We start from the raw sequence: 26976 nt of genomic DNA on the forward strand, positions 1-26976 counted from the left end.
GATGAAATTCCGGTGAGATGAATTTGAGCCTTGGTCAGACGGTGCCGCCTGGGTTGACAGCGCCTGCGGCAGGATGGACCATTCCCTTAAATCGTTTAGAGAACTTCAATATGGAAATTCTGTTAGCCAATCCGCGCGGTTTTTGTGCCGGGGTCAATCGTGCCATTCAAATTGTGGACCGCGCCCTGGAGCTTTTCGGGGCACCGATTTATGTGCGGCATGAAGTCGTGCATAACCGCCATGTCGTCGAGGACCTGCGTGCCCGTGGGGCGGTTTTTGTGGAGGAACTGGACGAAGTTCCCGATGCGGCAACGGTGATTTTCAGTGCCCATGGGGTACCCATTGCGGTACGTCAGCATGCGGCTGCCCGGGGGCTGAGCGTATTTGACGCGACTTGCCCGTTGGTCACCAAGGTCCATATGGAGGTCAAGAAATACAGTCGGGACGGGATGGAAATGGTGCTGATTGGTCATGCCGGGCATCCGGAAGTGGAAGGCACCATGGGGCAGGTGGAAGAAGGAATGATGTATCTGGTCTCCAATGTGACTGATGTGGCCAGCCTGACCCCGCGCAACCCGGAAAAGCTGGCTTATATTACCCAGACCACCCTGAGTATGGATGATACTGCCGAGGTGATTCAGGCCTTGCGTGCGCGTTTTCCCCATATTCAGGGCCCCAAAAAAGATGACATTTGTTATGCCACGCAAAATCGTCAGGATGCCGTCAAAACCCTGGCTCCCGAGGTAGATATTTTGCTGGTGGTCGGTGCGCCCAACAGTTCCAACTCCAGTCGTCTGGCCGAGCTGGGCGGAAGGCTGGATACCCCAACGCATCTGATTGAAGATTCGAGCCAATTGCGTCGGGAATGGTTTGCTGATGTCGGCAAAATCGGGATTAGTGCCGGTGCGTCGGCACCGGAAAGTCTGGTGAAAGGTATTATCGACCAGTTACAGGAATGGGGTGCTACAGCGCCGCAGGAAACGGCGGGGGTTGAAGAAAAGGTCATTTTCAGCTTGCCTCTGGCGCTCGTGCAGGCACAATCCCGTCGGCAGGATGCCGGGCAGGTGACCGGGGACTCCGCCTAATCGCTGGAGTCAGGCAGCTTTTCGCCGATCAGTTCGTCTGCCTGTAATTGACGCGGATTGAGTTCTACCGGCTCCGAGACAGATAATTCCTTGTTGTCTGCTATCGCCTTGAGGTCCCGGAACTTTCTGGCAGAACTGAGAACACGACCTTCCAGTGAGCCGGTGGCCTTGTTATAGGCATCAACGGCCTGTCCCAGATTTTTCCCTACCCTGCTCCAGTGTCCGGCAAGCGTATGAAGACGATCATAAAGTTCTTTGCCAAGCTCGCTGATGGCTCTGGCATTTTCTGCCAGAGACTCCTGCCGCCATCCGTAAGAAACCGCGCGCAGCAGGGCAATGAGCGTAGTTGGGCTGGCAACAATGACCTTTTGTTCGACGCCAAATTCAATCAGCGCAGGATCGGCCTGGAGCGCCGCGCTGAAAAATACTTCTCCGGGGACAAAAAGCACCACGAATTCAGGGGTGGGCTGAAATTGTTCCCAATAGGACTTTTTGCCGAGTTGGGTCATGTGCGTGCGCAGTTCCTGGGCATGTTTGAGCAGGAACTGCTGACGTTTTTGCTCGTCCTCGCTTTCCATGGCTTCCAGGTAAGCGTTAAGGGGCGCCTTGGCATCTACAATCAGGCGTTTGCCTCCGGGCAATCGGACAACCAGATCGGGGCGTTGCTGCCCGGTTTCCGTCTGCACGCTTTCCTGTTCAGCAAAATCACAGTAGGCCAGCATTCCTGCCATTTCCACGACGCGTTTGAGCTGCATTTCGCCCCAGCGTCCGCGCGCGGCAGGTTGGCGCAGTGCCTTTACCAAAGCTGCTGTTTCCTGATGCAGGCGGGGCAGATGGTCCTGAACGAGGCCACGCAGTTGTTCATTTAAAGCGCCATAAGCATCAATGCGCGTTTTTTCCATGGCATCCATGCGCTGGCCCACTTTTTCCATGGATTCACGAATGGGCTCGATGAGTTGTCCCACGGCTTTCTGGCGGCCATCCCAGTCAGTTTTGGCATTTTCCTGAAAGCGTTCGAGGTTTTCCCTGGCGAGATCCAGAAAAGATTGATTATTGCGGCGCAGGGCATCGGCAGAGAGGGACTGAAAAGTTTCAGTGAGGCGCTGCCGGGCTTCTTCCAGCAAAGTCAGTTTCTCATTACTGCGCAAGCGCTCCTGTTCCAGGCGTTCCTGCAGTTCTGCCTGCTGACCGCGTATCTGATTGAGATTATGCTGTAACTGATTGATTTCATCATGTGAATTTTTGAGTGCTTCATTCAGCAAGGGAATCTGCTGGTTTTCCGTCTCTGCCCGGACCCGGCTTTCATTTTGTTTCAGCAGCTCGGATTGTTGCGCCTGAATATGGGCACGCAGTTCGCTGATGACTTGTTCCTGACGTGCCTGGACAGCTGCTGCCTCGTCCTGCTGCCGACCTAAGTTTTGCCGACTCAAAAAAAACAGAATACCCAGGCCGAGCAGCAGCCCGACCAGGAAAACCAGAAAAAGCTCCCAGATCATATGACCCGTCCCATGCACATAAAGTGTCAGGAGCATACGGCAAGTACGCAGTAAAGGCGAAGGGACTCTCAGTGAGCGGGCTTCGCCAAAGTAATCACCTGATCAGGATTCCAGTTGGGAGGTACAACTGGGGCAGCGTGTAGCCGCCAGGGGGATGGAGGAAAAGCAATAGGGGCAGCTTTTGGTGGAAACCGGTGCAGCAGGCTTGGGGTAGAGTTTGTTGATGACGCGGACAATGGAAAATATGACCAGAGCAATGATGAAAAAGCTGATCAGTGACATGATGAACAGGCCATAATTGAGGGTGACTGCACCTGCTTTTTTTGCCGCTGCGAGGGTCAGGTAAGGCCCGGGAGTGCTGCCTTCTTTCAGAATGACGTACAAGTTGGAAAAATCGACCTTGTCGAGCAACAGGCCAATGGGCGGCATGATGATGTCTCCTACCAAAGCGGTGACTATGGCAGAAAAAGCCGTACCAATAACAAAAGCGACGGCCAGATCAATCACATTTCCACGCTGCAGAAATGTTTTGAAGTCTCTTATGAAATCCTGGAACATGGTTTCTCCCTTATTGAGTTGTGGGTGGGTAAATCTTATAGTTAATTGTAATATAAGTATTTTCTACTGGTTTTTATCCTGCTCAATTCCTCCAGAGATGCCTATAGAGCTTCGCCTTAAAAAGTGGCCTGGGTCATTATTTATTGGCGCGTGCAAAACTGATTCACCTGCTTTTTCTCCTGATCCATTTGCTGATGTCCTGAGGCTTGGGTGCATGCAGCACCGCCATCTTCGCAGGTCATGGCCCAGCTTTGGGCCAAATCGAAAAAGTGTGCGGCATGCCCTGCGGGTTCCGCGAAGGGGCTGTGGGTGAATAAAGGATGCAGGGCATGAAAATATTGGCTTTCTTCGTTGGCCCATTGGGTAACCGCCTGCCAGCAGGCGGATTGGGCATTGATCGGCATTCGGGCGCAGCCGATGGCATTATTACGGGCGTGAAGAAGTGCCTGTTGCCAGTTGGGACAAAACTGCCGTTCTGCAGTAGCCCGTTGGCTGGCAATGGCTGCCAGGTGCTGTTCGGCCAGTTCAGCTTTTTGTTGCGCGAGTCGGGCGCTTTGGGTGGCGGCGCTGCTCGTTTGTTGGTTGGGCCCGGAGGGCGTTACAGTGGCGCAGCCGGCCAGGCTGGCAAGGACCAGTAATAACAGGATTTTTGCAGGCATTACGGACTCGCTATTCTACGGATAGTTGTTCGTTATATATCACAATTCAGTGATAATGCAGAACTTATCCATTCAGGTGCCATACCTGAACAGGTCCGCGCCGCCTGCGGCGCGGACCAAAGTCGCTGCAAAACTTCCCGGCCAACTGCCGTTTTGAGGTTCATGGGTGATCCCCGGAAATCGCCGGGCTGCTCTGTGCCGGCTGAGGCTGGCGTCGCCAGCGTCCTTTCCAGTTTTCAAAAAGTACATAAAAAGCGGGAGTGATATAAAGGGTCAAAAATTGTGAAACAACAATGCCCCCGGCCACCGCAACACCCAGCGGAACCCGCGATTCTGCACCAGCGCCAATGCCGATGGCGATAGGCAAAATGCCCAATACCGCCGCAAGGTTGGTCATCATGATCGGGCGGAAACGGGTAATGCAGGCATCGACAATGGCATCTTCTGCACTGGCACCCTCGCGCCGCCGATGGACGGCAAAATCCACCATGATAATGCCATTTTTCTTGACCAGACCCACGAGCATGATAATGCCCACAAAGCTGAACAGATCCAGTTCCTGATGAAATATCCACAAAGCCAGCAGCGCACCGAAACCTGCCAGTGGCAAGGCGGTCAGAATGGTCAACGGGTGGATGAAGTCTTCGTAGAGAATGGCCAGAATCGCATAAATCAGGGCGACCGTGGCAAGAAGCAGCAAGGGCAGTGTGTTCGTGGATTGAGAAAAGGCTGCTGCAGAGCCGCCAAACTCACCCTGCACGTTGGCGGGAAGAATTTGTGCGGCAGCTTTTTGCACCCGTTGGGTGGCCTCTCCCAGGGAGACACCGGGGGCCAGATTGAAGGAAATGGTGACACTGGGCAGGCCATCATAATGACTGATACTCAAGGGCCCTACGCCATAGGCAAAATGGGCAATGGCTGCCAGGGGGACCAGACCGGCAGTACCGGGAATGGTAATTGCCGAAAGGGCTCCCAGATTTTCCTGAAACTTTCTCTCTAGATCCAGAATGACCTCGTACTGGTTGGTGGAGGCATAAATGGTGCCGACCTGGGTGCCGCCGAAGGCAAAGTTGAGGGCCTGTTCAATACCCTGGGGCGTTACCCCGAGGGCCTGGGCACGTTGGTGCAGTACATGGACCTCGATTTCGGGATTGGCTAGCTGCAGATCACTATTGACGGCCTGGAGTCCCGGCACTTTGCGCAGGGCTTTTACCAATTGGGGGACTGTTTCGTTGAGACTGTCCTGATCTTCGCTCTGGAGAATGTATTGGTAGTGAGACTGCGACGACACCGGCCCCATCTGAATGGCAGGGGGTAACTGGAAGCTGGCCTCGACGCCATTGAAGCGACTGACTATCTGGCGCAACTGGGTGATGACCTGCTCTCCGGAAGCTCTTTGCCCCAGCGGTTTCAGACGGATAATCAGGCGTCCGGTATTGGCGGACCCGAAAGCGCCCGCTCCCTGTCCGGCACTGGACATGACTGCCTGTACGGCCTGGTTGTGCCCCACGGCCGTGGCGATGCGTTGCTGGGTATCTTCCAGTTGACTGAAGGAAATACCCTGAGGGTACTCCAGATTGCCCATGATCATGCCGCTGTCTTCGCTGGGAATAAACCCTTTAGGCAGAATGACGAACAGGCCGATCATGCCCAGCAGGCTGAGCAGCGCAGCCATATACACCCAGCCGCGATGCCGCAGGGTTGTGCGTAAACTGCGTCCATACCAGTTGCGTAGCCGCGAGAAACCCGACTCAAAGCGGCTGGGACTATGATGTTTTACCCGCAAATAACGGGCGCAGAGCATGGGGGTCAAAGTCAGCGAGACCAGTCCGGACATGAGGATGACGATGGCAATGGTGACTCCAAACTCCCGAAACAGACGACCAATAATGCCGCCCATCACCAGAAAGGGCAGGAACACCACAGCCAGCGAAAGCGTCATGGAAATGACGGTAAAACCAATTTCCCGGCTGCCGGTAATGGCCGCCTGAAAAGGTTCTTCACCATTTTCTTCGTGGCGGGTAATATTTTCGAGCATGACCACGGCGTCATCCACCACAAATCCGACGGCCAAAGTCAGGGCCAGCAGCGTCAGGGTGTTCAGGGTGTAGCCCAGCTCGTAGATAATGGCGAAAGTGGCCAAAATGGAGGTTGGAATGGCTACTGCCCCAATCAGGGTGGGGCTTCCCCGGCGCAGGAACAGCCAGAGCACGCCCGCTACCAGCAGGGAAGCCAGAAGCAAGGTGATTTCCACTTCTTCCACGGCGGAGCGGATATAGTCCGCCTTGTCATAAACTACCGTCATTTTGGCCCCGCCGGGCAGGCTGGCAGCAAGCGTCGGCAGGCGCTTGCCGATAGCATCGGAAATGGCGACCGTATCGGCATCGGGCTGACGGACGACCGCCAGAATCAGGGCGCGCTGGTTGCCAATCCAGCTGGCAATCTGGTCATTATCCACCCCGTTGCGCACCTGGGCGATGGCGGAAAGGGGGACTACAGCGCCGTTGGCAAAAGTCACCGGCATGTTGGCGAAAGCCTGGGCGTCCTGTAACTGACCATGCACATTGACCGCGTAATTACGGACGGCGCCCAGAACCGTTCCCTGGGGTAAATTCACATTGTGATTGTTGATGGCCGTGCTGAGATCCTGCAGGGAAATACCATGCGCCTGCATGGCAAATGGATTGGCATGAATGCGTACGGCGTAATTCTGCTCACCAAATATTTGCACCTGTGCGACCCCGGGAATTCCGGAAATGGCTGGTACCACCTTATCTACTGCGTACGCATTGAGTTTGTAGATAGGCATGTTGGGTGCGGAAAGGGCGATGAATTCGATGGGCGCCGCAGAAGGATTCAGCTGTTTGACAAAAGGTAGACTGGTCATGCCGGGTGGCAACAGATGACTGGCCTGGGTGACGGCATTGGATACATTCTGGGTGGCTACGTCGATATTCTGGCTGAGATCAAACTGCAGAATGATGCGTGTGGAACCCTGATTATTCACGGAACTCATCGAAGACAGTCCGGGGATGGAAGAAAACTGTTTTTCGAGAGGTGTGGCGACGGCACTGGCCATGGTCTGAGGGCTGGCGCCAGGCAGGCTGGCCGAGACCATGACGGTTGGGAAATCGACGCTGGGCAGGAGGGCGACGGGCAGATTGGTAAAGGCAAAAATGCCGTAAATCACCAGCCCGAGGATGATGATGACGGTCATCACCGGGCGCCGGATGAATAACGCCGAGAAATTCACGAGGGGCTACCTTGATGGTGCTGCTTGGTAGGATGCTTGGCCTCACCTGTTCGTACGGCAGCACCGGGATAAAGTCGGGCCGGGAGCGGGAAAATGACCCGGGTATGGGTCGTAATGCCGCTGATCACGGCCTTCGCTCCCGTTTCCCAGAGAACCTGAATGGCCTTGTCCGTTGCTTTGCCCTGTTCGACGGTATAAACGAAAGGACCGGAACTGCCCTGCTGCACAGCTCCTACGGGCAGAACCAGAGCATTAGCGATGTGCTGGACCGGCATTTGCACCAGCACGTACTGACCCGGCCAGAGTTTATGGTTGGTATTGGGGACCGTGACCTGCAGGCTGACCGTGGCGGTGCTGGCGCTGACGGTGTTATCAATAAAAGTCAGCTTGCCTTGTGCCAGAAGAGTCCCGCCTTTTTCGTCCTGGATGGGCAGGTCGGTGTTTTGGGATTGCGCCAGTCTGGCGGCCCCCAGTTGTGCTTGTGGAACACTGAAGTTGACGGTGATGGGGTTGATTTCATTGATGGTGGTTAATTGGGTTTGATTGGCGACCACCAGATTTCCGGCTTTGACCAGTGCCAAGCCGATGCGACCATTGATAGGTGCGGTAATCCTGGTGTAAGACAGATTAATCTGAGCCTGCTGCACAGCAGCCTGATCCTCGGCCACCTGAGCCGCCGCCGCTTGTGCCTGAGAAACCGCCTGGTCAAAGCTCTGGCGGGTAATAAAGTCCTTTTCGGCCAGGGGCCGATCCTGATTGACCAAGTTACGGTTGTAGCGGGCAGTAGCCTGATCGGCAGCCAGTTTGGCCTGAGCCTGGGCAAGCGCCGCCCGGGTCTGGGCCGGATCAATGGTAAACAGGGTTTGACCCTTGCTGACCATGGCGCCCTGTGTGAAAGAGATATTTTGTAGCAGTCCCGAAGTCTGGGGAATGACGGTGACAGTCTGGATAGGCGTCACGGTTCCAAGATAGCCGACGTAGTGGGTCATATCCTCCCGGGTCGGACTGGTCAGTTGTACCTGAAGCGGGGGCATTTCATGTCGGGCTTTGTCTTGACACCCCGTCAGACCCAAGGTAAGGGCGCTCAGGAGGAAAATAAGGGAATAACGCATCACGGTTTTTGTGCTCCCAAAGGCATGCCCACGGCCTGACTGAGTTGCGCCAGTGCCACGTAACTGCTGACCAGATTTTGAATGAGGGTGTAACGCGCCTGCGCCAGGGTGGATTCTGCCAGCAACACATCCTGGATGGTGGCTTGCCCAACGCGATATTGTGCCTGTACTACTTCCAGAGCTTTGTCGGCGTTTTTCAGACCACTGCGAGCTCCTGGCCATGCTGCCGTAGCCCCCTGAAAATTATGATAATCCTGCCAGACTGTGCTTTCGGTGCTGTTACGGCTGCTGGCAAGGTTGGCTTCAGCCTGATCACGCAAGGCCTCGTTCTGGCGAACCTGATAGTGGTTATTGAAGCCCGTAAACAATGGAACGGTCAGAGTAAAACCAACGGTCCAGGTGTCGCCGGGCCGAAAGCCACCCTGAAACAGGTAGCCATAGGAACTGCTGGCCCCCAGAGTGGGCAAGCCGCTGGCCTCAGCACTCCGCAGATTGGCCTGGGCTACAGCCACCTGGGCTCGTGCTTCCTGCAAGGCCGGGTTGGCGCTTAGTGCAGATTGCATCAGGGTGTCTGCCGCATCGTGCAGTTGCGGGGGTGTCTGATTGAGTTGCAGCGGGTGAATTTTCAGAACGGTTTTGGGGCTCAGGCCGAGGGTGCTGGCCAATACGCCCTGACTGCTACGCAGGGTCTGCTGTTGGGCGGCAAGGGTGGATTGTGACTGAGCCATGGCCGCCCGCGCCTGATACAAGGCCCCTACTGTCGCTTGACCGGCGCGGTGCATAACTTCTGCGGCTTCCAGGTTTTTCTGATTTTCGGCAACGGTTTTTTCATCGGCAAGGAGCAGGGACTGGTTGCCGAGCACCTGATAATAGGCCTGGGCCACGCTGAAGGCCACAGACTGGATTTCCTGATTCTGGGTGAAGCCAGCTACCCATTCCTGGGCTTTTGCCGCATCGGTTTTGGCGGAGCGCAGGCCAAAATCCCAGAGGGTGTAGCTGAGGGTCAGATTCGGATTGACGCTGTTGCGCGCGGGTACGGTAAAGCCCGCCGTAGAAGCCGACTGGCGACGTGAAGCCGAAGTGCTGAGGGTTAGAGTCGGCAACCAGGCACTTTCTGCTGCACCCACTCCTGCTGCTTCGGCACGCAGGGAGTCCCAGGCGGCCGCTGTTTGCGGATTGTGGGCAAGGGCATAGGCGGTCAGTTGCGGCAGGCTCCAGACCTGCTCCTGTTCAGCCTGAGCAAGCGTATGGGCATCGGGTATGGTCGGCAGTTTACTGGGGCCGGTCCACGGCTGTCCGGGTTGCTGGCTGATTCCGCCATCGGTATCAAATGGATCTGCCAACCAGCCCATCACCCCGGCATCGGCCTGAGTCAGTCCGGTGACCGCCACCAAGACGCCAGTGACGGCGCTTAGCACTTTATGGGGCACGCTCAAGCTCCTCATTCGTGGAGCCTGCATTCTCCTGAAAAAGCGTCAGGGAGGGAAGTAGGTTTTTGTGCAAAATTGTTGCAAAGTGTGAATGGATTCGGTGCCTTATTCACAATTATTGACAATTTTTCGCTGGCAACAGAGGGGGCAAGCCGTTAACGTGTTTTCCACGGAAAGGGACGAACCTTTTCCCCCTGAGAGACGAGGAGCAATAGAATGTCGAAACTGAAATATGCAGTATCCGGTTTGATGATTGCCGCATTCGGTATGACTGCTTTGCCGGCATTTGCCGAAGATGCACCCCCGCCGCCCATGGCCGGACATGGCCCCATGGAACCGGGGATGATGCATGGCCATCACGGACCCTGGCAGCATGGACCCATGCGTGGCCCCTGGATGCAGAATATGCCCGTTCCCATGTTGATGCCTATTGTCTGGCGACACGCGATTGACCTGAAATTGACCCCGGCACAGGAGAGTGATCTGAAAAATTGGCGGAATACCCAGCGTAAGGATTTTCCGGCCTGGCGTCAGGGCATGATGGCGCATAATAAGGCATTGCGCGATGCTCTCCTCAACGGTGAATCGGGGGCCGCACTGGCCCCCCTGAAAGCGGCTGTGGTCAAGGATCATGAAATGATGCTGGATCGGGGTATTGCGCAGGTCCAGTACCTGCACAAAATCCTGACCCCGGTACAATGGCAGACCGTCGTGAAGATGGCGGAGCACAAGGGCCATCGTCCAGGACCCTGGGGTAAATAAAATGGCTGAGAACGGCAAGATACTGCTGGTCGATGATGATCCCAGAGTGCGGACCATGCTGGTCCGCTATTTGGAAGGGCAGGGTTTTGCCGTTCAGGCAGTGGGGTCCGGGGTACAGATGGACCGGCATCTGGAGCGGGAATATTACGATTTGCTGCTTCTGGATGTCATGATGCCCGGCGAAGATGGTTTCAGCATCTGTCGTCGCCTGCGTGCGCAGGAACCTCATCTGCCAATTATCATGCTCACGGCACGGGGCGACCTCAGTGACCGGGTAGAGGGGCTGGATGTGGGCGCCGATGATTATTTGCCCAAGCCTTTTGAACCCCGTGAACTGACGGCCCGTATTCGGGCGGTGTTGCGGCGTAGTCAGGAAATCCGGACGGTGGATCCGGCGCCTGGGGCCATAGAATTCGGCCCCTTTCGTCTGGCTCTGGATACGCGCAGCTTGTGGCGGGGAGCGGAAAAAATCTCCCTGACCGATAGCGAGTTTTCCATTTTACATGCCCTCGCCAGTCACGCCTGGCAACCCTTGTCCAGAGAGCGTCTGCTGGCCATGAGTCATGGGAATGAAGAAGTCACTGCGGGATCGCGGGGCGTCGATGTGTTTATTTCCCGGTTGCGGCGCATTGTCGAAACAGATCCGGGTGATCCGCGTTATATACAAACCGTGTGGGGACGCGGCTATGTGCTGGTGCCCGATGGTGGCAATGCTGCTGCGGAGCCGGATGAAACCTAGCACCCCCAGGTTAAACCTAAAAACGGCAGTTGCCGTGGGTGCTTTTTGCTCCGTTGTTCCTCGCCTGTTGTTCTAAGGCTCATCCTGCTGTCAGGAGAGAACTCGCCCTACGGGCTCAAACAGCTCTCCTGACGGGCGCTGGATTTCGCCAAGAACAACAACGGCTCGAAACAAAAGTCGCTGCAAAGCACCCACGGCAACTGCCGTTTTTAGGTTGAAGGGTTCTTTTTGACGAGGGCATTTTGGGCAAGGTCGGGGCGGTGCTTCTCCGACATCGCGCTCGGTCGGTTCAGAATGTCCTCGTCAAAAAGCGCATTGGGGTGAAGGATTATGAAAAAAAATCAATTCTGGTGGCCGGATACTCTGTTTAACCGGATGTTTCTGATTATTGCCGGATTGCTCTTTCTGAGTCAGCTGGCAGTTTACTGGTTTTTTAATATTTATCAGGCTAATCCTCAGGCCGAGCATATGGCTCAGAATTGGGCGCAGGTTCTGACCCTCAGCGAAACCCTCAGCCCTGCCCAGCGGACCGCCATTCAGCCGATTTTGTCCCGGCAAGGTTTGCAGGTGTTGCCGGCCAGCGCGATGAGCGGGCGCAATCCCCGCATTCCTCCCTTGGTCAATGCCCTGCAGCAACTCCGGCAGATGGGCTGGCCGGACGCCCAGTTGCGTTTTGATCCGCGCTCCGGGACCTTGTGGTTGCAGACGCACCCCGGTGCGGCCCTGGCCCTGGCCATGCCGATGCCACGTCCGGCAGGCTTACCTCTGCCCTGGTTCAAGCTTGCCGCTATTCTGCTCTTGTCCTGGTTGGGCGCGTATTTGGTGGTACGCCAGGTTACCCGCCCCCTGACGCGTTTGATGCAGGGCGTAGATCGCTTGCGCAGCGGGGATACCCTAGGGGATTTGCCGGAAGCCGGGCCTGCGGATTTACGGCGTCTGGCGGAAAGATTCAATCAGACCCTGCGGGACCTGCAGCGTTTGTGGCGAGAGCGGGAAATGGTTCTGGTGGGAGTTTCCCATGATTTGCGGACGCCTCTGACGCGGATGCGTTTAAGCGCGGAGTTTCTGCCAGCTGAGGAAGAAGCCCGGCAGGAAATCATCGACAATATTCAGGAAATGGACAAAGTCATCCATCAGTTCATGGGGTATGCGCGTAGCGGCGAACGCGAGCTGCTGGTGGAAACCGATATCGGGAGCTGGTTGCAGCAACTGGTGCTGCGTCAGCAGGCTGAAGTGCGCTGGCATCCTGCGCCTGGTCCTTTGCCGAAATTGGCCATCCAGGAGGTCGGTTTGGCGCGCGCCCTGCAAAATCTGATTGATAATGCCCAGGTGCACGGCGTGGGACCCGTAGATATTTATGCCGAAAAAGTCGGTCAGCAGATGCTGATCCGGGTGCGGGATCATGGTTCAGGGATTGCTGAATCCCAGTTACAAACCGTACGCGCTCCTTTTGCCCAGGCGGGCAAGGGCGGTGGGATTGGTCTGGGCTTGGCCATTGTCGAACGGGTTATGGCCTACCATAACGGGCAGTTGAATTTGTATAATGCCCCTGATGGCGGTCTGGTTGCCGAACTCGTCCTGCCCTTGCGTCAGCCTTACTGAACCGATCCGTTCAGGGTGTCGGCTTTTGCGCCGGGCACAACTTGCGGAGATTGGCTTCAGCGGCAGGGCTGAGATCGTGCCAGGCAATATTGCCGCATTTGCCACTGAGGGGGCCTTGCAGAGAGCCTTCCTGAGAAATGGTTTTTCCCACCGGAAAGTTGGCCACGGACACTGTAGACACTGTCGGTGCCGCGAGTTTTACGGCGGCGGCCGCTTCAGCTGCTTTTTGGGTCTGTCGGACCGATTGCTTATGCTGCCAAAAGAAAAAAGCCAAAACGGCGATCAGCAGCACAATAATGACCACGATCAGCCAGCGCCAGCTTTGGGATGATTGCTCTTGCTTCATTGCTTCGGTCCCTCCCGGTGTTCAGCAGACTAACTGTAGCAAGGCATCGGCTGTTTTGCCAAAGTTGCTGCAAAGCCCCCGGGCCAACTGCTGTTTTTAGCGGGAAGCATGGGGCAATGCTGGCGTAAGAGCTGGTGTTTTCGTTATAGTCGCGGGCAGAAAGGAGGTGCAGGCATGAGTGAAAAAATGTGGGGCGGGCGCTTCGCCGCAGCTACGGATAGTTTGGTGGAAGCCTTCACGGCATCCATTCAGGTAGACAGCCGGTTATATGCAGAGGATATCCGTGGTTCGCAAGCCCATGCCCGCATGTTGGGGCGGGTTGGCGTGCTGACCGCGAGCGAGGTGGAAGCCATTGTCGCCGGACTGCAGCAGGTGGGACAGGAAATTGCCGAACAGCGCCTGCCCTTTGTCGACAGCCTCGAAGATATTCACATGCATGTTGAATCCCGTTTGACCGAAATCATCGGGGACGTGGGGAAGAAGCTGCACACGGGCCGTTCCCGCAATGATCAGGTGGCCACCGACCTGCGCCTCTATACCCGGTCCTGTGTGGATGATCTGGTCGCCGCTTTGCGCCATCTGCAGGAGGTATTTGTGGACCTGGCCGAGCGCGAGGTGGAAACCATCCTGCCCGGCCTGACCCATATGCAGGTGGCGCAGCCGGTCAGTTTCGGCCACCATTGCATGGCCTATGTTGAAATGTTTCAGCGCGATGCCCAGCGTCTCCAGGACGCCCGTAAACGGGTGAATGTGCTGCCTCTGGGTGCAGCGGCTCTGGCAGGTACCACTTTCCCGATTGATCGTTGGGATGTGGCACGGCAACTGGGTTTTGATGCCGTCGCGGAAAACAGCCTGGACGCCGTTTCCGACCGGGATTTTGTCATGGAAGTGCTGGCTGATCTGGCCATGATTGCCGTCCATTTATCGCGTTTATCCGAAGAATTGATTTTGTGGATGTCCGCACCTTTTGGCTTCATTGATCTCCCGGACAGTTTTTGTACGGGTTCCAGCATCATGCCCCAGAAGAAAAATCCGGATGTGGCGGAAATCATTCGCGGCAAAAGCGGTCGGGTGGTCGGTGATCTGGTCGCCATGCTGGTGCTGATGAAGGGCCAGCCCCTGACTTACAATCGGGATAATCAGGAAGACAAGGAAACTTTTTTTGATGCGCTGGATCAGGTGCGGGCCAGCGTCGAAATCATGGGTCGCATGTTGCCGGGCCTGCAAACCCGCCCCGCAGTCATGCGCGCCCAGGCAGAACGCGGTTATGCCACGGCTACGGATCTGGCCGATTACCTGGTGCGTAAAGGTTTGCCTTTCCGTGATGCGCATGCGGTGGTGGGTAAAGCCGTGCGTCTCGCCCAGGACCGCAATATAGGCCTGGAAGCCATGCCCTTGCCTGACTTGCAGGCCCTGTCCCCGCTTATTACCGAAGAGGTTTATCAGGTGCTGACCCTGGAAGGTTCACTCGCGGCCCGTAATCATCTCGGCGGAACCGCCCCTGATCAGGTGCGGGCGGCCATCGCCCGTGCCCGTGCACGTCTTGCTGAGGAGCAGTCTGCATGAAATCCCTGGCCGCTGTGGTCTTCGTCTGGGTGTTGGTCCTCGGTCTGGCGGGCTGTGGACGGAAGACGCCACTGAGCCTGCCGCCAGCTCCCCCGGCACATCCTGCCGCCAATACTGCTGTCGCGCCAGCACCAATCAGCCCGACCAGCAGTGCCACGGAGAGTGCTGCGCGGCCATGAATCCCTTCCATTACCATCAGGGAGACTTGTACTGCGAGGATTTATCTCTCGCCACCCTCGCCCGGCATTATGATACGCCCTGCTACGTGTATTCCGGGGCGGCGCTACGCGAACGCTACCATTCCTTCAGTAACGCACTGGGTGACGGCACGCAGGTGTGTTATGCCGTCAAGGCCAACAGCAATCTGGCGGTGCTGCGTTTATTTGCTGAAATGGGTGCCGGTTTTGACATTGTTTCGGGTGGAGAACTGGAACGGGTGCTGCGTGCCGGAGGTGCAGCGGAGAAAATCATTTTTTCGGGCGTAGGTAAGTCTGCCGATGAAATTCGTGCCGCCCTGTCTGCCGGCATTGCCTGTCTCAATGTGGAGTCTGCTGCAGAGTTGTGGCGAATTGCCGATATTGCTGCTGATATGGGCCTGCGCGCGCCCATTGCCCTGCGGGTGAATCCGGATGTGGACCCCGGCACTCATGCGTACATTGCTACCGGCCTTAAGGAAAGCAAATTCGGAATCCCCATGGATGCTGCGCGGACTCTCTACCTGGAGGCCGCAAAACATCCTGCTCTGGAGCTCAAGGGCATAGCCTGTCATATCGGGTCCCAATTACTCAATCTTGCGCCCCTCGGCGAAGCGGTGACGCGGGTGCGTGCCCTCTATGAAGACCTCTCTGCCCAGGGCCTTACCCTGGAGCATCTGGATCTCGGGGGTGGGGTGGGTATTCGTTATCACGATGAGAACCCGCCCAGTCCTGCGGATTATGCGGAGGTTCTCAACCAGGCCTTACAGGGCCTGGCCGTCAAAAGGGCGGTAGAGCTGGGCCGGGCCCTGGTGGGGAATGCAGGCGTTCTGCTGACCCGGGTGGAATACCTCAAGGATAATGGCAGCAAGCAATTTTGTGTGGTGGATGCTGCCATGAATGATTTGTTGCGCCCCGCTCTTTATGGCGCCTGGCACGATATTTTGCCACTCCGCCAGGATGCGGCAGCCGGGCAGGTCATGGATGTGGTTGGGCCGATCTGCGAAAGCGGCGACTTCATCGCCAAGGACCGCCCCGTTCGGGCGGAGGCTGGGCAGTTGCTGGCCATTATGGGTGCCGGTGCGTATGGTTTTGCCATGAGCAGCAACTACAATACCCGGCCCCGGCCCCCTGAGGTGCTGGTCCATGGTCACCAGCATCGCCTCATTCGGCGACGGGAAAACTGGGATGATCTGATGGGCATGGAGCTCCCCTGACCCCAATTCATTGTCCAGGGCTTGGCTGTTGATCTGGGCAGTATGATTTGCCCTGCGGCCATCCCGAAGACTCTTTTTCTGCTAACCTTGTAGAGATTGGTTGTTTTTTGCGGGCGTAGTGCTTGCACCGTTTGTCGATGTTTTGGCCAGCAGCCCGCACGTCAGTGAGGAGGCAGACATGGCAGCAGAAATGAAAGTATTCAGTACCGGAATTGATCCAGAAGACTGGATTCCCAAACGTTTCGCCCATCCCGGTGAAGGCAGGACCCCGTCCATTTTTTGGCAACATCTTCCCCCCAACACCAAGAGTCTGGTGTTGCTCATGGAACATCGGGAAGCGGAATCGGGGCAACGGGTACATTGGTTGCTCTACGATATTTCTCCAACGATCGAAGGTTTACACGAGGGGGGTCCTCTCCCCGATGGCATCCTCACCGGACGCAACAGTTTCGGAACCTTGGGTTACCGCCCCCCTGAGGCAGCGGCTGATCACCAGTTGCAGCATTATGATTTCCTGCTGCTGGCGACGGACAAAGCCACACTGGGTCTGGCCGAAGGGGCTGATTGGGAGGCGGTAAAGGCGAGATTGCATACCCCAGGCCATGACGCCGACCAGCTTGGCCCGCCCCCTGCCGCAGATCCGCGTGCCCGTGAAATGCACAGTTTGGGGCATGTGCTGGATCATGCCGAATTTTCGGGGCATTTCGCGCTGGATAATCCTTGACTTGACCGAAGCTGCTCCACCGCTGATAATACGCGGCCTTGACGCTGTTCTGGTGTCATTCGCGTATGTATGGGAATGTAGCTCAGTCGGTAGAGCAGCGGCCTTTTAAGCCGTGGGTCGCGGGTTCGAATCCCGCCGTTCCCACCATTAAAAACAACAAGCTATTAATCAGTTAAAAGTAAATGATCGTTCGCAGTTGCGCCAATCACTGCACAGCTGCAGCTCTCGCCAATGGTTCCTGCATCTGCTGCGATTCTTTCTGTGCCTCAGTCATGAGCTGATCCCAGTCATCAGGCGGATGCCCGCTTTCCAGCATCTTATGGAACATCCGGTAGGCGTCGTCGTTGCGCTCGAAGGCACGTTTGCTGTCTTCGTCATTCACCCAGGCGTAGACGATCATCTTGCTCGAGGCATGGTAGCGGAAGAATAGTCGGTACTGCTGAAAGAATTTAGCCCGAAACCAGTGCTTGTGGTCGTCACCGAGCGTCCCACCCTGGCGGTATTCCGGTCGCGTCGGATCTTGCGGGATGGCATCGAACGCCAGCTTGATGATCGCAGCGAGCCTTTTGCTGGCGTTCTTTTTTACGTACCCGTCCGGGTCCTTCTGCTTAAGGGCCTCGACCTGTCGCACCAGCGTTTCAATCTGCGCCAGTAACAGTGGATGGGCAAAGACCGCCCAGCCATGAATGACCAGGAGTTCAGGTTTCCCTGCGATCATTCATCATCAGCCGACAGGGCGGCATCTAGATCGACATCAACGCCGCCGACCAGCGATTGGAGGCGTCCGGCATCCACAGCTTGCAACCGCTCGGGATGGTGAGAGATTTCTGCAGTGAGGAAGTCGAGGAACTGACCGAGTACCGGGTCTTCCTCGTGGGGTGCTTGGGCACGTTTCAGCAGCACCTCTCCGCCGGGGCGAATGGTGTAGTGGATCTTGTCGCGTTTGCCCAGCTTGAGGGCGCGACGCACGGTTTCCGGCACCGTGGTCTGATAGCGATCGGTGAGAGCTTGGATTCGACTTCGAGGGCCGCTGCCATGGCAGTCTCCTAGCAGTTTTGGGTCGGCGCCAGGACGGTAATGCATTTGCATTGCTATGTCAATGAGGGTTTTTGCAGCGTTTTTACATTTGGTGCCTGCGCGCAAACACCGTCTATTTTGCTCTCAATGGTGTGGAAGCTCTCTTACCCGGAAGGGCGCCGCTATTTTCAAAAAGTATGGCTGGAGTGACTGATTTTTACCAGGAAGAGCGCAGCGCTGGCATTTTTTGTCCCAATAAGGTTTCCAGTTTTTCAATATCCGGTGCGTAAATTTGTTCCAGATACTGACGTGCAGCCGGATCTATCTGCGGTTTGGAAGCGGCTTTCAGGATCAGATTCTGATATAGCCACCATTGCAGCTTTCTGGGCATCAGATGATAACCAATCCAGCGGGCCAGCGGGCTGGAGGCGCATCGCCGCGACCAGTTCCCCCGGGGGGCCTTGAAGCCATTGTGCACCTGGTCTACATCCATTTCCTGAAAGGGTGCAGGGTCAATACGCAAGTGAGCAGCTACGCGCTTTAGAGTCTGTTCAGGCGCATTCACCAGATCGTCAAATTGCAGGACCAGTACCTGGTCCTCACCAAAAATTTGCAGATAGCGCTGCACCTGATCGTGATACAAACCAAGATCCACATACAGTCGGGACACGCCCCAGCCTTTTTCACTTTGCGCAAAATCCTCCTGAAGTAACTCTACTGAAAAAGGAATATCCACAAGACCCTCACGAAAATCCATCAGGTAGTGGGAGTGGGCGCGGCTGACCGGGTCGCGCAATAAAATGATCATACGGGCATCGGGGGCGACGTCATGAATGCGTGCTGGAGCTTCCGGATACCAGAGGTTGGAAGTGCTGGCATCACCAATGGCTGGAAAGTCTCCGGCATTTTCGTAAAGATGCAGGTAGGCATGTTCTTCACTAATGTGTTCAATGAGATGCCGTTGTTCTGGCTTGGGCTGAATCCGGGCAAAATAGTGCGGTTCTTTAAAGGCCGGTAAAAATACCTCGGGATGCCCGCGAAGGTGACGATACAAAGAGGTGGTGCCACCTTTCACTGTTCCGGTAATAAAAAAATTGGGCCAGAGGGTATGGCTGCCGGGATTTAGGCGGGAAGGGTCTGAACTGGGCAAATCAACTCCTTGACTGAAGGTTGGTGTTACATCCGAAGCTGTAAGCCCGGCGAACTCGTCCCAGTATAGCATTTCCCGCCTCTATCGTGTCTGAAGCAGCTAACGGGGTGACTGCCCTGCTGGCTGACCATGACGCACGAAAACCCTTCAGGGAAGCAGGCAGCCTGGCATTTCAGGGTAAGTTTCTGGTCATGATGCGCAAATACGCTTTTTGTGCGGCGGCGCTTAAATTCTCCACTTCATGCAAGCGCGCTCTAATCCATGCGTCGGCTTTTTCTGCATTACCTTTGGCGGCAATCAGGTTTTCCCAGTCTTTTGCGCTGACGTGCTATAAAACCGAAGTCCAATCACTTTTGCTCAGGTTAAATTCTCAGGGTTTTCGATCATCTCAAGAAATTTCTGGAGCATAATCGAGCGCCGGTCGGGTTGTGGTGCGGCCATGAAATTCAGGCAGACCATCTGGTGGCTTTCCAGCGTGGCGGTAGCTACCTGCCAGTCGGAGCGCTTGTCTAACACTCTTTTGCTCATGAAGCCGATGCCCAGGTTGGCATTGATCATCGTGCCTACCGATTCAATATCGGCTACTTCGATAAAATGCCTGGGGACGATGCCACGGCGGCGAAATTCCTTTTCTATGGCGCCGCGTACAGCAGAACCCGGTTCGCGCCAAATAATGGGGTAACTTTCCACCTCTTCAAAGGAGACCTCCTGGCGTCCGGCAAGAGGATGCTGCAAGGGAGTGACAATGACAATTTCATTATCCTGCCAGGGTACACTTTTAAAATAATCGGGCAGTTCCGGAAGATCGCTGTCACCTTCATAAAAAAACACATCTACTTCGCCCGCCGCTGCATCTTTCCAGTATCGTTCGCCGCTTTTGATGTAGAGATTGATCCCCGGATATTGCTGTCTGAATCGGGTTAGAAAAGGGGGTAAATAATAATTGGCAATGAGACTGGTAGAAACAATATTGAGTTCTCCTTCCATGAGGCGCTGACGACGCCTGATAATACTGTCAATATCGCGCAGGACGCGGCGTAGGCGTTCAATGTCGGGAATAAGTACGGCCCCCGCCTGGGTGAGCTTTACCCCATTGATTTCACGCGTATAAAGAGGCTCACCGACCAGTTCGGTCAGTTTTCTCAGGCGTTCGGAAATGGCCGATTGGCCCCGATGTAAATGCTCGGCGGCAGCACTGATGCTACCGTGTTCAGCGATAGCCAGTAGGGAAAGAAGTTGTTCGTCATCTGCCATTATCGATTTCTCCGATAAAGTTACCAATAAAATACATTTGCTATGATGGCTGGTGTATCCGTATGTTTAAACCCTATATCGCACTTTACAAATATAGGGAAAATATTTCCATGTCCACAGAAAGTTTAGCGTCCTCAGCCGATACACTCTCCGCTACAATACGTCGGACACACTCTCAACATGGTCAGGTCCGTGCAGAATCTGCCCTATCCAGTCATCGTATCAACGCCTATTTGCAGGAGATTGATTATCATGAACTTTTGACTGCATTGGAAGAAGAACATCTGCTTAAAAGAATTCAGCACAATGATCGTGAAGCCTGGCATGAATTACTCGAAATGCATTTACGCTTGGTGTTGCGTATTGCGCGGAGCTATCACGATCAAACACCGCACGCTTTGATTGATTTTATTGAAGCGGGTAACCTGGCGCTGATTGATGCCGCTCGCCAGTTTGTCGTGGGTGGCAATGTACGTTTTGCCATTTATGCGACCCGACACATTTGTCAGCGTCTGGATTCCACTATGTCGGTGCGCGGTCCGGCGTTAGCTTAGACCGAAAGATCAATAAGGCTCGATAGTTACACAGAGCCGGCGGGAGGGAGTGCTGTGACGGCAGATCTTTTTGAAAACTTTCCCTGGCCTGCTCCGGCGGTGGAATTGCTTGAAGAAGGGGCCACGATTCTGAGGGGGTGGGCCTTGGCCGATGCCGAATCGCTGATTCATGCGGTGCAACAGGGGTTGATGCAGTCGGCGCTGCGGCAGATGAGCACCCCGGGTGGAAAAACAATGTCCGTCGCCATGAGTAATTTCGGCGCATGGGGTTGGGTGTCGGACAGGCAGGGTTATCGATATGTGTCCAAAGATCCAGAAAATGCGGAGCCTTGGCCGGAAATTCCCGCCATTATTTTGAACTTGGCTCAAGCTGCGTCGGAAAAAGCGGGTTTTGCCGGTTTCACGCCGGATGCCTGTCTGGTGAATGTGTATGTTGCGGGAGCGCGGATGTCTTTACATCAGGATAGGGACGAGCAGGACATGGATGCGCCCATTGTTTCCGTTTCTCTGGGTTTGCCAGCCACTTTTCTGTTTGGCGGTGCGCAACGTCGGGATAAGGTGAAACGTATTTTTGTAGAGCATGGTGATGTGTTGGTCTGGGGTGGCCCTGCCCGCCTGCGTTATCATGGTGTTGCTCCGATCAAGCCGGGAGATCACCCTCTCGTGGGTGGAAGGCGCATTAATCTGACTTTGCGCAAGGCGCACTGAAATTGCGGATGTCGGTCTTTGCACGCTGAACGCGATTGACGTCGTCCCAACGGGAATTGTTTTGCTTATTCCGCAGGAATAACATGAGACCTTGTGTTCCGGTAGCCAACAACAGGAGTGCTCGTGAGCGTAGAAAATCCCGACGGAAAAGAACTGAGAAGTGTGGCATTGGCCATTGGTACGGCGCGCACCAGATGGGGCCGCAACCTGAAAATCATCACCTTTTTTATTACTTTTGTGTTGACCCTGCTCATCCCCATGGGGGTCATCGTCATTTATTATCTCTGGAAGCACGGCGCGCAGATTATCAGTGAAAGGGAAGCGTTGACGGTTTCTTCGGCAACCATTCTCGACTACGGCAACAGTACGGGCGCAGAATAAGCCGAGGCTGGGGCAGGTGGTTGCAAAAGGACAGTCGGCGGACGATTGCTCGGGGGGCGACTAGGTCTGGGTGGAGGCCGCCGCCAATGGGGTGAACGACCGGGTCGGTACGGTGGAAAAGGCGCAGGGCTGATATAGGCCGGTATGTAAACATGGTGCCCGGGCTCCGGGGGCGGTCGCAGGCTGTTTTGATAGTTATTCAGTGCTGCCAGGAGATTCAAGCGTTCTATGGCTGTCAGGGTTTTATCGCTGGCTGCTGAAGATGGGGTTACAGTTGCTGCCTTTTGCGGAGTTTGCAGATGCGCTACGGGCGGTGGTGGCGGAGGAATGGGTGGCAGAGACTGCAGCTTTGCTGCGTCTGGTGGTGGCTGATCACCATAACTGACAGTGCCATTGGGGGACACCCAACGGTAAATGGCTGCCTGGGCAGGCAACAACGTGTTACCTGCAGATAAAATAAAAACGGCAGCCAAAACCCGACAGGCATGGCTGCAATAAAGCAAAAAACCTTTCAGTAAATGCTGGTCCATGGTTATTGTTATTACTTAAAAGGCCGGACATTGTAAAGCTTTCGCCAATAGGCGTCCGGTGAACTCTGGCATAAGGCCGTGACAGGCTATTCCGGCTTCCCCCAGGCATTTTCAGGCAGCCTGGCATATTGTCCGGTAAACTTTTCCTGTTCCATGCTGAAGGAAACGGGGGTTGTGTCGCCGGGTTGATAACGGATAATCCAGAAGTAGTCGAAGGTTTTCTTGGGCCAGGTTTGCGGTACATTCCTGAATTTGTCGAGATGCAGCAATTGCCGGAAAGTGACCTGTTGTCCAGGAAACTGGGCTTCCAGCTTGGCATTGGCAATATGTTTATGTTCCCACATGATGACCACAACCTTCTGATCATAGGCGGGATTGGTCATGATGTCGTGCACGGCTTCCCGGGTGCGGAGATTTTCCTGCACCATTTTCTGATGTTTGCTCAGACCGGGTTCCGGAACGACCGTAAAGGCTGTTACCGGAAGCCCCCAGCTCTGCGCCGTCGGTGTCATGGTTTCAATGGTATGCAGAGTGATGGCCATGAGAGTGGCGGGCTTTTCGTGTGCTGGCAGCAGGCTATGGGTTGCGTTTTTTCCCAGATATTGCCGGGCGAGGGCCGCTGCGCGGGCCTGACCCACGGGTGACAGGGTGTAGGGATTCATTTTTTCACCATGGCGCAGCAGGATGATTTCAGCCGGTGTGGCAGAAGCAACGAGGGGCAGGCAGACGCCCCCTGAAGCAGCAATCAGCATGGTGATAATAAGATAATAAGCTTGCGGTTGTTCATGTCTGGACTCCAGTACGAGTAATGGTGGCAACACGATAAAATTTAACGGCGCAGCAACAGTCCCCGGGCTACTCCCAGGATGAGTGCCGAACTGAGCACGCCAATGACCGACATGGCCATGCCATCACCAATGACGCCTTGCCGGAAATTGGCATAAATGTAAGTGGAAATCACCTGTACTCCCGCAGGCTGCAGCATCAACGAGGCCACCAGTTCGCGCATGGACAGGGCAAATACAACAGTCGCTCCCCCAATCAGCATGGGCCAGGCGATGGGAATATGCACTTTCAGGAAAGTTCGCAGGGGCCCACTACCATGTACCCGGCTGGCGTTATCCAAAAGCGGCGGTATTTGCGCCAGCCCGGCGCGGGCATAGCGCATGGCAAAAGGAAAGGTGGTGGTGGCATAGGCAACGCCGAGAATGGCGGTAGTGCCGAAGACGGGCAGGTGGTTCCATGGCGCATTCCAGAAAAGGATCATGCCTACGGCCAGAACAACGCCGGGTATGGCCATGGGCAGGGTAGCCAGCAAATCCAGAAAAGCAGCAAAACGACCACCACGGCGGACAATATTGGCCGTCAGCAGGGCGGCCACCATGGTACCAAAAGCCACCAGGGCGGCGAGTTCCAGGCTGGTTTCAAGGGCTCCGAACGCACTGGATTGATGCGAGAGAATATGATGGTAGTGATGCCAGGTGAAATTGCTGAATTTCAGTCCTGCCGTAATGGCTTTCTCAAAAGACACCGCCAGCACCGCCCCGATGGGTAACAACATGGCAATCAAAACAAAAGCGGCTAGAGGAAGCATTGACCACCAGCGGCTCGGGTAGCGAAGCTGGTGGATTTGTCCACGATTTTCGTTGGCCAGGGGACGATAAAAAAACCAGGCGACAATGCCCAGGGTACACAATACCAGGCCGATGGCGGAGGCGCGTGGCAAATTGACGGGCCAGACATTGGTGGCGGCCTCAATGCTGGTGCTGAGCACCGTGACTCCGGCATAGCCACTCAGCAAGGCAGGTACACCAAATTCTGCTGAAGTATCCAGGAAAACCAGTAAACCTGCAGCGGCCAATGCGGGCAAAACCAGGGGCAAAACGCCGACGCGAAAGGCCCGCCACAGTCCTGCCCCATGTACACGGGCTGCCTGAATCAGGCGAAAATCCCCATTTTGTAAGGCTGCACGCAGAATAATGTACACCAGCGGGGTGAGATGCAGGGCCATTACCGCAGCCATTCCCGCCAACGAGTACAAAAAATTTTCCAGGGGCGTTCCGAGACCATGGATGAGTTGTTCAATGAGTCCTACCGGACCAACCAGCAAGGTCCAGGCCTCGGCAGTCAGGTAAGGTGGTATTAAAAAGGGGATAAGAATCAGCCCTTCCCAAAGCAGGCTGAATTTGGGCGGGGCGTAAAACATCAACAAGGCCAGCATCAGCCCGATGGGCAGCGCAAAAACCACCGCCAGAGCAGCCATGCCGGCGGTGCCCAGCAGGGCGTGGATAAAGTGCTGGTCTACTCCCAACTGCAGCAGAGCCATGCCATGATGATGGCTGGCGTCGGGCTGCAGCGCCTCGAAAACGATGGTGGCCAGTGGTGCGAGAACCAGCAGGCCAAGGATGCCAAAAACCAGCAGCCGATTCAGGCCGCGTCCCATCATTGACCGAGAATGTCCTTGCGGAATTTGGCCAGCACGCTGGCGCGGGTTGCGGCGACCTGATCCCAGTTGACCTGCATGACCGGATAAGTACCGAGCTTGGCCAGAGCAGGTTTGGCGGCAACGCCATTCAGGGAAGGATAGAGATTATATTTGGCGACGAGTTTTTGTCCGGCAGGGGACATGGTGAAATTGACAAACTGTTCGGCCAGCTTTTTATCCGGCGCCGACTGCATGATCATGATGGGGCGGGGAATCAGCATGGTGCCTTCTTTCGGGTAAATCAGCTGAATGGAGTTGCCCTGTACCTTGGCCTGCACGGCGGCATGCCCAACGCACTCCACCATCCCACTGCGTTCACCGGAAAGTACCGGCATCAGTGCGGTATGATTAGTCCCCGGCCAGACGGTGCCATTGGCTTTCAGGTCGGAAAAATATTGCCAGGCCTTGTTGCCGTATTTATCCACAAAGGCAATGACAAAATCCGAAGCCGTGCCCGAGAGCAGCGGGTTGGGCGCGGTGAGGTGATTTTTCCAGACGGGAGCGGTCAGATCAAACCAGCTGGTAGGCATGCTCGCGCCCTTGGGCAAGGCTTTGGTGTTCATGACCATGGAAACCGTATCGGCACCATAGGGCAGGAAAGGTCCTTTGAGCTGCATGGCCGGGAAAAGATTTTTGTCGATGCTTTCAGGTTGATAGTCATACACCATCTTGTCTTTGGCGAGTTCCAGGCCGGCTGTCCAGTCGGCGACCATGACCACATCGGCATGCGGATGGTCCGCTTCGGCGGCCAGGCGGGCCATGACTTTTCCGGTACTGGATGTCCACACGGCGACGTGATCACCGGTTTTTTTGCTGAATGCGCGCGCCAGGGCCTTGGCCAAAGAAGCCGGGGCAGCACTGTACAGCGTCAATGTGGCGGCAGAAGCAGTGCCTGCAAATGCCAGACTCATGATGGCCAAGGTAACTTGTTTGACTACGGGTTTCATGAGGTTTTCTCCTGAGTTGCGGAAGTTTCGGCAGGAATGCACCAGCCGTGATTCGGGTGAATTTGCCAGTGGCGCGGACCCAGACTGCTCTGCTGGGAGTAGCTCAATAATTCGTGCTGGCCGAAAGCCTGCAAATGCACCAGATAGCGACCATCACTCCAGTGGGAATGAATGGCTTCGCCAGCAAATGCGGCTTCCGGGCTGTCGCAGTCAATGTCTCCCGGGCGCAGCAGCAAAAGGCCAGGCTTGCCTTCACGCAGCGTATCGGCCCCGGGTACCCATAATTTCTGGCCATTTGCCAACGCGACTTCAGCTTTGCCGCCCTGATATTGATTAATCTTTACGGGCAGGCTCCGGACGGAGCCGCTGAGTCGAGCTACATTTTCACTGGCCGGGAAACGGAACAGTTTCTCCGGCTGATCCCATTGTTCCAGACGACCGCTGTGGAGAACGCCGACATGTTGGCCCAGATAAAAGGCTTCGCCGGGATCATGGGTGACATGCAGGGCGGCAATGCCTTCTTCACGAAACAGGGTACGGAGAAAGTAGCGGATTTCTTCGCGAACCCCCTGATCTACGGCGGACAGGGGTTCATCCAGTAAGACCAGACGCGGACGGGCGATGATGGCGCGGGCTATGGCGACCCGCTGCCGTTGCCCGCCCGATAATTCATGGGGTTTGCGTTTTGCTGCAGTAGCAGGAATGTTCATTTTTTCCAGCAGCAGCATGGCCCGCTCGCGATCTACCGGAAGTCCCTGAGCGCGCAGGGGAAAAAGAACATTATCCAGTACCCGGAGGTGGGGCCAGAGCGCCGCATCCTGAAAAACCATACCAATGCCGCGTTTTTCGGGAGAAATCTGCATGCCTCCGGCGGTGAATACATTTTGCCCGCGCAGGCGAATGCTGCCAGCCTGGGGCTTGATGAGTCCGGCAATGGCCGCCAGCAAGGTGCTTTTACCTGATCCTGATTCACCCAGCAGGCAGGCGTAACGACCATCTTCAAGATCCATCCGGACGTTACTCAAGACTGTCTGGGCGCCAAAGCGCACATTCAGTCCCTGCACCGAAAGCGCCGGTTCGTTGGGCACCGCCGCGATTGCCGACCGGTTTTTTACCTGCAGTTCAGCAACCATGGAGCGTTAGTAGACGTGTGGTATGTTTAATTACAAGGGTATTCATCACTGTACGGCTACAATCAGCTTGTTTC

General features: G+C 55.6%; 27 protein-coding genes and 1 tRNA gene. 12 read left to right on the forward strand and 16 right to left on the reverse strand.

Annotated elements, in window-relative coordinates:
- The first annotated feature begins 110 nt into the window (after window positions 1-110).
- Window positions 111-1085 (forward strand): 4-hydroxy-3-methylbut-2-enyl diphosphate reductase, encoded by a 975-nt coding sequence (gene ispH, locus H7F11_RS00240; protein ID WP_029316446.1) that lies wholly within the window; start codon window positions 111-113, stop codon window positions 1083-1085.
- Here ispH and rmuC read toward each other — a convergent pair.
- The 6 genes from rmuC to H7F11_RS00270 all read right to left on the reverse strand — a co-directional run bounded on the left by rmuC (window position 1082) and on the right by H7F11_RS00270 (window position 9593).
- Window positions 1082-2581, reverse strand: a complete 1500-nt coding sequence (gene rmuC, locus H7F11_RS00245; RefSeq protein WP_193650363.1) for a DNA recombination protein RmuC — start codon at window positions 2579-2581, stop codon at window positions 1082-1084. The genes ispH and rmuC overlap by 4 nt on opposite strands.
- A gap of 102 nt (window positions 2582-2683) precedes the next feature.
- Window positions 2684-3139: a large conductance mechanosensitive channel protein MscL gene (gene mscL / locus H7F11_RS00250; protein ID WP_024893199.1), complete on the reverse strand. Its 456-nt coding sequence runs from the start codon at window positions 3137-3139 to the stop codon at window positions 2684-2686.
- Between the two features lie 140 nt (window positions 3140-3279).
- Window positions 3280-3798 (reverse strand): hypothetical protein, encoded by a 519-nt coding sequence (locus H7F11_RS00255; RefSeq protein ID WP_193650364.1) that lies wholly within the window; start codon window positions 3796-3798, stop codon window positions 3280-3282.
- Window positions 3799-3958: 160 nt separating this feature from the next.
- Window positions 3959-7051 (reverse strand): efflux RND transporter permease subunit, encoded by a 3093-nt coding sequence (locus tag H7F11_RS00260; RefSeq protein WP_193650365.1) that lies wholly within the window; start codon window positions 7049-7051, stop codon window positions 3959-3961.
- On the reverse strand, window positions 7048-8163 hold the full coding sequence (locus tag H7F11_RS00265; protein WP_193650438.1) for an efflux RND transporter periplasmic adaptor subunit: 1116 nt from the start codon (window positions 8161-8163) through the stop codon (window positions 7048-7050). Before H7F11_RS00265 ends, H7F11_RS00260 begins: the two co-directional genes overlap by 4 nt.
- On the reverse strand, window positions 8163-9593 hold the full coding sequence (locus H7F11_RS00270) for a TolC family protein (RefSeq protein WP_193650366.1): 1431 nt from the start codon (window positions 9591-9593) through the stop codon (window positions 8163-8165). Before H7F11_RS00270 ends, H7F11_RS00265 begins: the two co-directional genes overlap by 1 nt.
- Before the next feature lie 216 nt (window positions 9594-9809).
- Here H7F11_RS00270 and H7F11_RS00275 point away from each other — a divergent pair, with 216 nt between their 5' ends.
- From H7F11_RS00275 to H7F11_RS00285, 3 genes are all read left to right on the forward strand, one after another.
- Complete coding sequence (locus H7F11_RS00275) at window positions 9810-10355, forward strand: hypothetical protein (RefSeq protein WP_024893203.1); 546 nt, start codon at window positions 9810-9812, stop codon at window positions 10353-10355.
- 1 nt (window position 10356) lies between these two features.
- Window positions 10357-11094: a response regulator gene (locus H7F11_RS00280; protein WP_031573823.1), complete on the forward strand. Its 738-nt coding sequence runs from the start codon at window positions 10357-10359 to the stop codon at window positions 11092-11094.
- Window positions 11095-11424: 330 nt separating this feature from the next.
- On the forward strand, window positions 11425-12696 hold the full coding sequence (locus H7F11_RS00285) for an ATP-binding protein (RefSeq protein WP_193650367.1): 1272 nt from the start codon (window positions 11425-11427) through the stop codon (window positions 12694-12696).
- A 10-nt stretch (window positions 12697-12706) separates the two neighbouring features.
- Here the strand turns inward: H7F11_RS00285 and H7F11_RS00290 are convergent, their stop codons facing one another.
- Entirely contained in the window at window positions 12707-13042 is a 336-nt protein-coding gene (locus H7F11_RS00290; protein ID WP_193650368.1) for a hypothetical protein, read from the reverse strand.
- A gap of 174 nt (window positions 13043-13216) precedes the next feature.
- On the opposite strand from H7F11_RS00290, the gene argH reads away from it, so the two are divergent.
- The 5 genes from argH (at window position 13217) to H7F11_RS00315 (ending at window position 16890) form a co-directional block, all read left to right on the forward strand.
- Window positions 13217-14608, forward strand: a complete 1392-nt coding sequence (argH, locus tag H7F11_RS00295) for an argininosuccinate lyase (RefSeq protein WP_193650369.1) — start codon at window positions 13217-13219, stop codon at window positions 14606-14608.
- Complete coding sequence (lptM, locus tag H7F11_RS00300; protein ID WP_193650370.1) at window positions 14605-14787, forward strand: LPS translocon maturation chaperone LptM; 183 nt, start codon at window positions 14605-14607, stop codon at window positions 14785-14787. The genes argH and lptM overlap by 4 nt, the downstream gene beginning before the upstream one ends.
- Entirely contained in the window at window positions 14784-16019 is a 1236-nt protein-coding gene (lysA, locus tag H7F11_RS00305) for a diaminopimelate decarboxylase (protein WP_193650371.1), read from the forward strand. Before lptM ends, lysA begins: the two co-directional genes overlap by 4 nt.
- A gap of 178 nt (window positions 16020-16197) precedes the next feature.
- Window positions 16198-16743: a YbhB/YbcL family Raf kinase inhibitor-like protein gene (locus H7F11_RS00310; RefSeq protein WP_024893208.1), complete on the forward strand. Its 546-nt coding sequence runs from the start codon at window positions 16198-16200 to the stop codon at window positions 16741-16743.
- A 71-nt stretch (window positions 16744-16814) separates the two neighbouring features.
- Window positions 16815-16890 (forward strand) — tRNA-Lys (locus tag H7F11_RS00315).
- Between the two features lie 58 nt (window positions 16891-16948).
- On the opposite strand, the gene H7F11_RS00320 is transcribed toward H7F11_RS00315, so the two are convergent.
- The 4 genes from H7F11_RS00320 to H7F11_RS00335 form a co-directional block, all read right to left on the reverse strand.
- The gene (locus H7F11_RS00320) at window positions 16949-17461 is read right to left on the reverse strand and encodes a type II toxin-antitoxin system YhaV family toxin (RefSeq protein WP_193650372.1); all 513 of its coding nucleotides are present in this window, start codon (window positions 17459-17461) and stop codon (window positions 16949-16951) included.
- A complete protein-coding gene (locus H7F11_RS00325) occupies window positions 17458-17832 on the reverse strand; it encodes a type II toxin-antitoxin system PrlF family antitoxin (RefSeq protein WP_227485139.1) in 375 nt (124 codons plus the stop codon). Before H7F11_RS00325 ends, H7F11_RS00320 begins: the two co-directional genes overlap by 4 nt.
- Before the next feature lie 145 nt (window positions 17833-17977).
- Window positions 17978-18910 (reverse strand): sulfotransferase family protein, encoded by a 933-nt coding sequence (locus H7F11_RS00330; RefSeq protein ID WP_193650373.1) that lies wholly within the window; start codon window positions 18908-18910, stop codon window positions 17978-17980.
- Between the two features lie 357 nt (window positions 18911-19267).
- The gene (locus tag H7F11_RS00335) at window positions 19268-20164 is read right to left on the reverse strand and encodes a LysR substrate-binding domain-containing protein (protein WP_193650374.1); all 897 of its coding nucleotides are present in this window, start codon (window positions 20162-20164) and stop codon (window positions 19268-19270) included.
- A gap of 110 nt (window positions 20165-20274) precedes the next feature.
- Here H7F11_RS00335 and H7F11_RS00340 point away from each other — a divergent pair, with 110 nt between their 5' ends.
- The 3 genes from H7F11_RS00340 (at window position 20275) to H7F11_RS00350 (ending at window position 21807) form a co-directional block, all read left to right on the forward strand.
- The gene (locus tag H7F11_RS00340) at window positions 20275-20718 is read left to right on the forward strand and encodes a sigma factor (RefSeq protein ID WP_193650375.1); all 444 of its coding nucleotides are present in this window, start codon (window positions 20275-20277) and stop codon (window positions 20716-20718) included.
- 54 nt (window positions 20719-20772) lie between these two features.
- Window positions 20773-21426, forward strand: coding sequence for a DNA oxidative demethylase AlkB (alkB, locus tag H7F11_RS00345; RefSeq protein ID WP_193650376.1), 654 nt, complete (start codon window positions 20773-20775; stop codon window positions 21424-21426).
- 123 nt (window positions 21427-21549) lie between these two features.
- Entirely contained in the window at window positions 21550-21807 is a 258-nt protein-coding gene (locus H7F11_RS00350; protein WP_193650377.1) for a hypothetical protein, read from the forward strand.
- Here H7F11_RS00350 and H7F11_RS00355 read toward each other — a convergent pair.
- The 5 genes from H7F11_RS00355 to H7F11_RS00375 all read right to left on the reverse strand — a co-directional run bounded on the left by H7F11_RS00355 (window position 21780) and on the right by H7F11_RS00375 (window position 26857).
- Window positions 21780-22337, reverse strand: a complete 558-nt coding sequence (locus H7F11_RS00355) for a DUF4124 domain-containing protein (RefSeq protein WP_193650378.1) — start codon at window positions 22335-22337, stop codon at window positions 21780-21782. The genes H7F11_RS00350 and H7F11_RS00355 overlap by 28 nt on opposite strands.
- An 86-nt stretch (window positions 22338-22423) precedes the next feature.
- Window positions 22424-23158 carry a histidine phosphatase family protein gene (locus H7F11_RS00360; RefSeq protein ID WP_193650379.1) on the reverse strand — a complete coding sequence of 245 codons (735 nt, stop codon included), beginning with the start codon at window positions 23156-23158 and terminating at the stop codon, window positions 22424-22426.
- A gap of 8 nt (window positions 23159-23166) precedes the next feature.
- Window positions 23167-24783, reverse strand: a complete 1617-nt coding sequence (locus H7F11_RS00365) for an ABC transporter permease (protein WP_193650380.1) — start codon at window positions 24781-24783, stop codon at window positions 23167-23169.
- The gene (locus tag H7F11_RS00370; protein WP_075323448.1) at window positions 24780-25769 is read right to left on the reverse strand and encodes an extracellular solute-binding protein; all 990 of its coding nucleotides are present in this window, start codon (window positions 25767-25769) and stop codon (window positions 24780-24782) included. Before H7F11_RS00370 ends, H7F11_RS00365 begins: the two co-directional genes overlap by 4 nt.
- Window positions 25766-26857, reverse strand: a complete 1092-nt coding sequence (locus H7F11_RS00375; protein ID WP_193650381.1) for an ABC transporter ATP-binding protein — start codon at window positions 26855-26857, stop codon at window positions 25766-25768. The genes H7F11_RS00370 and H7F11_RS00375 overlap by 4 nt, the downstream gene beginning before the upstream one ends.
- Window positions 26858-26976 lie beyond the last annotated feature (119 nt).

Source organism: Acidithiobacillus sp. HP-2 (genome assembly GCF_015100155.1).
Lineage (GTDB): Bacteria > Pseudomonadota > Gammaproteobacteria > Acidithiobacillales > Acidithiobacillaceae > Acidithiobacillus.